We start from the raw sequence: 6,879 nt of genomic DNA, 5'->3' as shown, positions 1-6,879 counted from the left end.
CTAAAAGATGCGGGTGCAAAGAAAAAAGGCCTACAGACGAAATCATTCCAGCCAATAAACATGCTGCTATAAAAAAGATGAAATGAGATTTTTTAAATACAAACTGTCTTATTACTTCAGCCAGAAAGATAAAAAGTGCAACAATCAATAAATCCCGATTAATATTTGATACATATTGCAAACCTGTTACAGGTGAACCATCAGTATTATAGATATAATTACCCCAAATATGCACATGATACAGATAAGGGATTAGTATAAATGCAGTAATTGCAATCCATGCCACTAAAAAATGGGTAATCCAATTTGTCAGTAATTTTTTAAATGTCTTTATCATATTTCTTTTGGTATAGATCAAAGGAACCAAACTAAAAGAATAATGTATAATTAATGTGGCAAGTGCTATCAAATATGTGGCAAAATTATCGAGCTTATCCTTAAGTTCATATTAACTTTAAAACCCGGCTAAACTTTGAGGATATTATGGTCTTTCCTAACTAGCGGAATTGATTATCTTTAGCAGGGAGAACTTTAGCGATGATTTTTTATACCATTAAATTACAGCCGAGGGTCGTTTATTTTTTTAATATTAAGTCAGATAAAAATGAAATTATTTTACGTCACGCTACTTGCATTATTCTTCTTAAAACCTGCTTGCGCTCAATCCCTGAAGGACTGCGCTTCCTGCGCTACCCAAGTCCTCAAACCTGAGCAAATTGAGCATCTGAGTATTGATGAAATCCGGTATTTAACCAATGATTTGTTTGCCAGAAAAGGATACAAGTTCAAAAAAGGGGAAGAAGTGGATAGCTATTACATCCAGAAGGCATGGTATAAACCAGTAAAGAACAATGACCAAATTGTCTTCAATGGAATAGAAAAACAGAACATCAGTCTATTTCAGAGTAAGGCCCTTTTCCTAAAAAGCAAACGGGAGAAAATGATTTCTGAAATCAAAATGCTGAAACAATATGTGTTGGCAGACAATGCTCAGGAACTCTCCCGAAGGTTTAAATACCTCAAAACCAAAGACGATTTCCAGTACTTACAAAAAGCTTTAGAAATGATCAGTGTAAATGACATTCATTGGTACAAACACAAAGCAAAGTATGAATTGAAAATTGACGACGGGGATTATATCTACGTGTACTCGATTGATGTTAATGGTGACAAAATTCAAATCGTGTACAACCACCAGGGCGGTTCTAAAATCGACGAATACAACACGCTTTACCCTACAGACTTTAATAATGAGTTTGCGTATGCCTGGAGTTTTGAGTTCAATGAAACTTTAAAGTTTATCAAGTTTGATGTTGCTGGTTAAGCTTTTTGTCTATCCTCTTTTCTTGTATATTCCTTCTGCTTCAGGATAATATTTTATGATGACCTCTAAGGTAGAAAATTTTAGTATAGACAGATCTTCTTTGCCTAGGCCCAATGCCTCGCCCGCATTTCTTAAAAGCTAGATATTAATATGCAAAAGCAGTTTTTTTTTGTACGATTTACCAATTGGAATCAGGGTCTGATTGCTCAAAATCAAATGATCATGACTAAGCCTTACCACCCGCATTTTATTGACCAAGTAAGAGCGGTGCGCCTGAATAAATACCACAGGATTTAGCCTCTCTAGGATCCCTTTTAAAGTATGATAAATGATGTACACCTTTTGCTCGGCAACGATCTTTACATAATCTTTACAGCCTTCAATATAAAGAATATCCTGTTGTTTAAGGCTGAGCCTTCCGTCTTTATCTTTAATCACCAAGGTATTGGTCATCTCTTCTGTAGTTACGGTGGCCTTTTCTATTTTGCCTACAGCCTTTAAAAATCGCTCATAAGAAAAAGGCTTTAACAGGTAATCTATGGCATTGAGTTCAAAGCCTTCAAAAGCATATTGTTTATGGGCAGTTGTAAATATGGTTTTAGGCGCATTAGGGAGCGCCTTCAAAAAGTTTACCCCACTTACTAAAGGCATTTCAATATCCAAGAACAAGAGATCGATTTTATTTTTGCCCAGATATTCATAGGCTTCAACCGCATTTCTAAATTTCGCAACTAAGCTAAAACCCGGAGTCTCTTCAATATAATGAGCCAACACCTGATGTGCTAAAGGTTCATCGTCTAATATTAGGCAACTGATCATGGTTGTATACTTAATTCTGCCACAAAGATAAGATCTTCGGTAGTCAATAAAAGTTGATGACGATCTGGATAATACAGTTCCAATCTTTTTTTGATATTGTTTAGGCCTATGCCTCCTCGTTTAACTGGGGTTTGTAAAGGACTGGCAGGTAATGTTTCATTTTCAATCCTAAAAGCCAAAGTACCATCCTTAAATGATAGTTTGGCCAAAACACCTGCCTCATTTTCCAATTTATGTTTGCCATGTTTGAAACTGTTTTCTACCAAGGGCAGGAATAATAAGGGTGGGATTTTTAGCGGGGGAATATCTTCAGCAACTTTCAATATTATATTAGCATGTGGAAATTTTTTCTGCTCCAATTCAAAATACCCCTCCAAAAAGATCAGTTCATCTTGTAGCGCCACCTCCTCTTGGTCACAATCGTATAAAATATACCGCATCATCTGCGATAGCAATAGAATAAACCTTGGGGTTTCCTTTGATTCAATAAGGCTCATTCCATATAAACTATTCAAGGTATTGAATAAAAAATGCGGCTGCAGTTGTGTCTTTAGCAGGTTGAGCTGCAAATGAAGGTGGTCAGTTTCTATTCTATGGCGCTGAACTTCATTTTGATAGGAAAACCTTGAAAATGCAACAGATAAAAAAGCAATCGCGTCGGTTAGGATCATATTCCAATCCATAAAAAAAACCATATAACCCGTAGTAAAAAAATGATGGCTGGGCCTCCCGGTGGTAAACTGGGCAAATATCCACGATACGCCCATGTGGTTAAGGGCGGAGAGGAACACCAAATAAAACAGGCTCAACAATAACACCCAAACATATTTTTTAAGGTATAGTAAACGAGGTACAGCCCATTTATAATAAGGAACTAGGTAAAGTGTAGAACAGATGGCATACAAACAAATTTCAGGATAAGGGAAATCATTATTGGGAATATGGAGAAGCTCCGGATGATCTATATAATACGAATATTTATAGATGCAAACGTAAAACAGCCAGATGAGCAGCTCAAATACAACTGGAAAATTAAGGGTCGATTTTTTTAACACATTTCAAAACTCGGAAAATTATTGGTTTTTATACCATCCGGTTCGACGAACATCACATTTTACCCGACTAAAATAATGCCACCTTAATTGATGGCGCCTTATGCTTTACTTGTCGAATAAATAGATCATCTGCGGGCAACTCTCCCTTCATTTGTAAAAGATAAAGAACACATGAAATTAAATATGAACAATGTAATCGCAATGATGGCGATCCTATTCCACAGTAGCTCAATAGTGGCACAGCAAAAAGCAAGTACAACCGAAGACACCACCTTAAGCGCACAAGAGATCAAAGCCATTTCGTTGAAAGATTATAAAAGCTTTAAGGTCAATATCGCTCCCCTGATCAAAGAAATGAGCGATAAGAGGGTTGTAGGCTTGGGTGAAGGCACCCATGGTACTGCCGAGTTTTACAAAGTACGTTATTGGATCAGTAGAATATTGGTAGAAGAACAAGGGTTTGATTATATCGCCTTTGAAAATGACCTGAGTGACGTATGGGCACTAAATCAACAAATAAGTAAAACCAAAAACTTAGGCCAATTAATGAAAAGCCATTTGATGAGTATCTGGCAGAATGAAGAAACCAAAGAAATGCTAGACTGGGTAAAACAATGCAATGCCACACACCAGCGCAAGGTAACCCTTAGCGGGCTAGATTTCCCTTTGCTAAAACCAGATGTTGAAATGTTGATTTCAGTATTAACCAAAGGGCAAGACCTGACATTGATGCCTGCTGTAAAAAGTTTGTACCAAGCAGCCAGCCTACAAGATGAAGCCTGGATCGGCATGAATGATAAAAGCTACAAGATTGATTGGAAATTATTGCGTTCGGGAAGTAAAAGTGGCTATATCACTGCCGATTCAATAGAAAAACAAATGGTTAACCTCCAACTTTCCCCTGTTTTAAAGGGGGAATTTCAACAGGCACTAACGAATTTAAAACAAGGTTTTGCCCCTTTTTATGGTGGGACGGCCGAAGGGGACCGCGATAGTTTAATGGCCAACAATGCTGCCATGATCTTAAAGGGCAGCAATAGCAAAATGATTATCTGGGCACATAATGCACATATGGGCAAAACAAAGATCTATGCTGGGACCGTAGGAGGTACCGGAAGCTATTTGCTCAAGCTGTTTCCTAACAATTACTTTGTACTGGGTACAGGCACGGCCAATGGTACCTTTGCTGGTACGGTTGATGTTAGACCTACCAATAGCAATCTGATGAAGACTTATCCCTTAGCAAAACCCATTGTGGGTTCTTGGGATGAAATGTTGGCCAGCAAAAATATACCAAGCTTATATTTCAGTCCTTCAAAAACCAAGCTGGCCAGTTTGGCCAAGCCTTTACGCTTGATCGGCTTTGGGATAAAAAGTGATAAATCAACCTACGACACCCTCAACTTAGCAAAAATGTTTGATGCTTTTCTGTTCATCAAAGATACCCATGCGTCTACACCATTGAAATAACCCTTAAGAATTAGCACAGCAGGCTATATCATAACTTAAAGACCCAGCGTTCCCCATCAATTACCTATATCGGATAGTTTGAGTTTTTGAACGTCCGCATAGAAAATTCGACTATTCTCTGGTGATCCCTTGGTACAACACTCGAACCACTTAACAGGGGATTTGAAGTTATTGGCAGCAATTAAGTTGATGCATCTTTGACCTTAATTGGATTATAATGCTAGCAAGAGTACTCGGAATAATAAGAAGGTGCTTTTTTTGATACTTTGCTAAGGCGCATTGTTTTATGATACAGCCTCTTTTTCATATCAGTGCTAGAAATAAAAAAAGGAGTTATTTGCATTGTATCAGTTCCTCTTTAAGTAAATAGGCTTTCGATGATCCCTTTTCAATTAGAAATATGAGTTACTTACCTTTCCCGGACAGGAGATTTTGGCTGTCAAGCAAATTGTCAAGATTATATTTACAAAGTTTACATTTTTATTTACAATCCAAATTCCCTGTGCTGAAAGATATCAAAGTAATTTTGTTGGATCAACTTTAATATAATATGGAAACAATAATATGTCTTAGCGTTTACTAAAAAATGAATGAAGCTACATTAACCGCTAATGAAACAGTGCAGCTAATACCAATATTAAAGAAATTATGAAACACCTACACGTATATGCATTGTTCTTAATGTTTGTTTTTCACACCTCCTGTGGACAAAATCAAACAAACGTACCACATGATAATATCACTCAAGGAAATTACTCCGAGTCTCAAATTAAAGAGGCGGCAACCTCCAAGGCACCTATGAGTATGGTTCGGCATGTAAGGCAAGCTAGAAATGGAGACATTTTGATTGCTTCTTACTTAGGCGTGTTTCGATACGATGGAAAATCTTTCACCAATCTGACAAGTAAAATAAGTTCGCCCCGCTTCTCCAGCTTCTGGGATGTTTTGGAAGATCGAAAAGGACATCTTTGGTTCGCTTCCAAAGATTCGGGTGTTTATTATTACAATGGGAAATCCTTTCAACATTTTACAACCAGCGAGGGCCTCGCCAATAATTTGATTATGTCTATTTATGAAGATAAAGCCGGTAATATTTGGTTCGGCGGAGCTGGACTGAGCCGTTACGATGGGAAATCCTTCCAAAATTTTACAACGAAAGACGGACTGCCCTATAATGGCGGTAGGGCTATCATGGAAGACAAAACTGGGAAATTATGGATTGCTACAGGGGACGGGCCGTGTTTTTATGATGGAAAAACATTTACCGTTTTAAAAAACAAAGATGGCAAAGCGTTTAAAAATGTTTGGTCAATAATCAAAGATAAAAAAGGAAGCATTTGGTTCGGCGACGTTGATGGTCTTTGGCGATATGACGGCAGAACCTTTACTAAGGTGTCGCAGAGGGGGGCTTATGCAATAATCGAAGATAAAAAAGGAGATATATGGACTACAGGTAGCATAGATCCTGCTGGTGGGGCAGTCTGGACACTTTCTCGTTATGATCACAAGTCCTTGTACGACAAAAAGCCTATTGTAAGCGAAATTAAGTCAGGGGGAAGAATGGGTTTTTTGGGGATATTGGAAGCTAATGATGGAAGTATTTGGTTTGGATCTGGAAATGGGGTGTATCGTTATGATGGAAATACCATCACGGACTTTAAAAGTAAAGAAGGTCATAAATAATATGTATTGCTGATTTTAAAATCATTTGTCAATTATTATTAACCAGTATTATTCTGCAGTATGAATAATAAGCTATCAATGAATGCATTCAATATGCTACGACTGAGGTTGACTCTAAGAAAATACTGAATCAGTAATTAGATGGTACAACCCAATGGTAAACATTTGTACCTGACCTAAATATGTTTGTACTTCATCTGTATGGACAGTAGGACGAATCGTTGTAAGTTTTGACACCTCCTGAAAAAACAAAAAACCTGCAAACATAATGTTTGCAGGTTTTTTGTTTTTTGATGATGAATCTGGTGATCCCGCTGGGATTCGAACCCAGGACCACTACATTAAAAGTGTAATGCTCTACCAGCTGAGCTACGGAATCATTTTTTCAATTACCTTAAGCGTTTCCGTTTAAAGTGGTGCAAATGTAGAATTCCTTAACATATCTTGCAAGATATTATTCTATAAAATCCTTAGAAAGCTGATTATAAGTCAGATTATTTATCATCGTTTATGTCTGTAGTGTTATAT

General features: G+C 37.3%; 6 protein-coding genes and 1 tRNA gene. 3 read left to right on the top strand and 4 right to left on the bottom strand.

What is annotated here, in order from left to right:
* On the bottom strand, positions 1 to 337 hold a 337-nt coding region (locus DBR11_RS27005; protein WP_146186685.1), incomplete at its 3' end, for a hypothetical protein.
* A gap of 267 nt (positions 338 to 604) precedes the next feature.
* On the opposite strand from DBR11_RS27005, the gene DBR11_RS27000 reads away from it, so the two are divergent.
* A complete protein-coding gene (locus DBR11_RS27000) occupies positions 605 to 1,324 on the top strand; it encodes a YARHG domain-containing protein (RefSeq protein WP_108555655.1) in 720 nt (239 codons plus the stop codon).
* Positions 1,325 to 1,462: 138 nt separating this feature from the next.
* Here the strand turns inward: DBR11_RS27000 and DBR11_RS26995 are convergent, their stop codons facing one another.
* On the bottom strand, positions 1,463 to 2,143 hold the full coding sequence (locus DBR11_RS26995; RefSeq protein WP_108555654.1) for a LytTR family DNA-binding domain-containing protein: 681 nt from the start codon (positions 2,141 to 2,143) through the stop codon (positions 1,463 to 1,465).
* Positions 2,140 to 3,198: a sensor histidine kinase gene (locus DBR11_RS26990; protein ID WP_108555653.1), complete on the bottom strand. Its 1,059-nt coding sequence runs from the start codon at positions 3,196 to 3,198 to the stop codon at positions 2,140 to 2,142. The genes DBR11_RS26995 and DBR11_RS26990 overlap by 4 nt, the downstream gene beginning before the upstream one ends.
* A gap of 183 nt (positions 3,199 to 3,381) precedes the next feature.
* Here DBR11_RS26990 and DBR11_RS26985 point away from each other — a divergent pair, with 183 nt between their 5' ends.
* Entirely contained in the window at positions 3,382 to 4,668 is a 1,287-nt protein-coding gene (locus DBR11_RS26985) for an erythromycin esterase family protein (RefSeq protein WP_158275393.1), read from the top strand.
* Positions 4,669 to 5,316: 648 nt separating this feature from the next.
* Positions 5,317 to 6,351, top strand: coding sequence for a two-component regulator propeller domain-containing protein (locus DBR11_RS26980; RefSeq protein WP_108555651.1), 1,035 nt, complete (start codon positions 5,317 to 5,319; stop codon positions 6,349 to 6,351).
* 303 nt (positions 6,352 to 6,654) lie between these two features.
* Here DBR11_RS26980 and DBR11_RS26975 read toward each other — a convergent pair.
* Positions 6,655 to 6,730, bottom strand: a tRNA-Lys gene (locus tag DBR11_RS26975).
* Positions 6,731 to 6,879: the final 149 nt, after the last annotated feature.

This window comes from Pedobacter sp. HMWF019, assembly GCF_003061025.1.
In the GTDB taxonomy this organism is placed as follows: Bacteria; Bacteroidota; Bacteroidia; order Sphingobacteriales; family Sphingobacteriaceae; genus Pedobacter.
The sequence above is the reverse complement of the archived record's forward strand: the minus strand, read 5'-3'. Positions and strand labels throughout refer to the sequence as shown.

Coding starts and splice junctions, on each gene's coding strand:
- DBR11_RS27000 (WP_108555655.1), top strand. CDS start 605: ATGAAATTATTTTACGTCACGCTACTTGCATTATTCTTCTTAAAACCT.
- DBR11_RS26995 (WP_108555654.1), bottom strand. CDS start 2,143: ATGATCAGTTGCCTAATATTAGACGATGAACCTTTAGCACATCAGGTG.
- DBR11_RS26985 (WP_158275393.1), top strand. CDS start 3,382: ATGAACAATGTAATCGCAATGATGGCGATCCTATTCCACAGTAGCTCA.
- DBR11_RS26980 (WP_108555651.1), top strand. CDS start 5,317: ATGAAACACCTACACGTATATGCATTGTTCTTAATGTTTGTTTTTCAC.